General features: G+C 63.9%; 2 protein-coding genes. Both read right to left on the bottom strand.

Going from position 1 to position 1832, the window contains the following annotated elements:
* Positions 1 to 530: isochorismatase family protein (locus EN925_RS34365; protein ID WP_128337293.1), on the bottom strand; the 530-nt coding region annotated here is incomplete at its 3' end.
* Positions 531 to 633: 103 nt separating this feature from the next.
* A partial coding sequence (locus tag EN925_RS34360; RefSeq protein WP_164894603.1) for a Xaa-Pro peptidase family protein occupies positions 634 to 1832 on the bottom strand: 1199 nt, incomplete at its 5' end.

Below are 1832 nucleotides of genomic sequence, written 5' to 3'. Positions count from 1 at the left end.
AGGTTGAGGATACCGGTCTGGTGCATGGCCGCGCTGCCGCTGCCGCAGGCATCCTTGACCAGCAGCACGCGAAAGCCTTTTGCCACCGCATCCTTGACCGACGCGTCGATGCAGGCCTCGGTCCAGACGCCTGATATGACCAACCATTCGATGCCGGCCGACTTGATGTCGCGTGCCGCCGGCCCGCAGCGGAAGGCGCTGGCCTCGGCCTTGATCAGCAGCGCCTCGCCCTTGGCCGGCGCCACCTCATGGCAGATTTCGGTCAGCGGATCGCTCTTGTCGGAAAAGGCCGACTTGCCGTCCTCGCCGAGCGGATGAAACGGGCGGTCCTGGCTGTCGAGATCGACGATGTAGGCCCAGTGGTAGAGCGGCACATGGTTCTGCCGCGCCGCCGCCTGCAGGCGCTGGACGTTGGCGAGGATGCTGCTGAAGCCTTCAACCAGATAACGCGGGTCCTGCCGGTGCTCTTCCTGCAGGTCGATGAAGATCGCGGCTACGGTGCCGCGCTTGAGGGAGATGGGCGTTTTCATGCGGCGCCTGCGTGATGCATGGGCGAGGCAGTCAAAGACCCTTCCGTATGCCGGCGGGACAGAGGAGGGCGCCAGGCAACGAGGCGCTCATTGGTTGCCCGTATCAAACCTGCGTCTCCAGAAACTCGTCCTCATAAGGAAAGCGCGACAGAAGCTCCGTGCCCGTCTCGGTGATCAGGATCTCGTCCTCCAGCTTGACGCCCTCGCGGCCGCCCTTTTCGCCGATATAGCTTTCGACGCTCACCACCATGCCTGGCACGATATGGCCGTCGCGGCCATAGGTCTCGTAATCCATGGCGTGCGCGATGAACGGTGTCTCGCCATGCATGCCGACGCCGTGCATGACCGAGGTGTAGCGCTGGTCGACGAAACGGTCGGGGATCTTCCACGCCTGCTCGGCGATCTCGCGGAAGGCCATGCCGGGCTTGACGATCGAAATGTTGTGCTGAACCTGGTCATGCGCCATGCGGTAGAGCGACTTCTGGTAGGGCGTCGGCTTGCCCGGCCCGCAGCGGAAGGTGCGCGAGAAATCCGAATAATAGCCGTAGCAGCCGATGGTGTCGGTATCGAGCGCCAAGAGTTCGCCGGGGCGGATCTTGCGGCCGCTGGCCTCGTTGAACCACGGGTTGGTGCGCTGGCCTGATGTCAGCAGCCGCGTCTCGATGAACTCGCCGCCCTGGCGGATGACCTCGCCATACATGATGGCGAACAGGTCGTTTTCGGAAACACCGGGCTTGATCGCCTCACGCACCGCATAGACGGCAGCCTCGGCGCCGGCCATCGACACCTGCAGGCATTTGACCTCTTCCGGCGTCTTCACCGCGCGCACCGCCAGGATTTCGCCCTGGCAATCCCTGACCTCACAGCCGCGCTTTTCCAGCGCCAGCGCCTGCAGATGGCTGCAGCGGTCGAGGCCGAGCTTCATCGAGCCGCCGCCATGCTTTTTCAAAAGCTCGGCGATCTCGTCGGCGAACGGACCTGCGGTCTCGTCGTCGCGGCCCGAGACCGACGACCAGACCAGCTTGGAAGGCCGCGCCTCGTCGATCGTGTCGAGCACCATGGAGACATGATAGCTCTGCGGATATTCGAACAGCACGATCGGCCCGTCGGTCGGGATAAAGAAATAGCGGGTCGAGTTGCGCAGGAAATAGCCGAACATGTTGCGCGAGCCTGTGGCGTAGCGCTGGTTGTACGGATCGAACAGCACCACGCCGCCATAGCCGGCCTTGCGCATCCAGCCGCGCAGCTTGGCCAGCCGGCCCTTGCGCAGGGCGTCGGCATCGATGAAGGACGGTTCGGTGT

The sequence above is a fragment of the Mesorhizobium sp. M7A.F.Ca.US.006.04.2.1 genome (assembly GCF_004022915.1).
Classification (GTDB): Bacteria; Pseudomonadota; Alphaproteobacteria; order Rhizobiales; family Rhizobiaceae; genus Mesorhizobium; species Mesorhizobium ciceri.
This window is presented reverse-complemented; position numbering and strand designations above follow the sequence as displayed.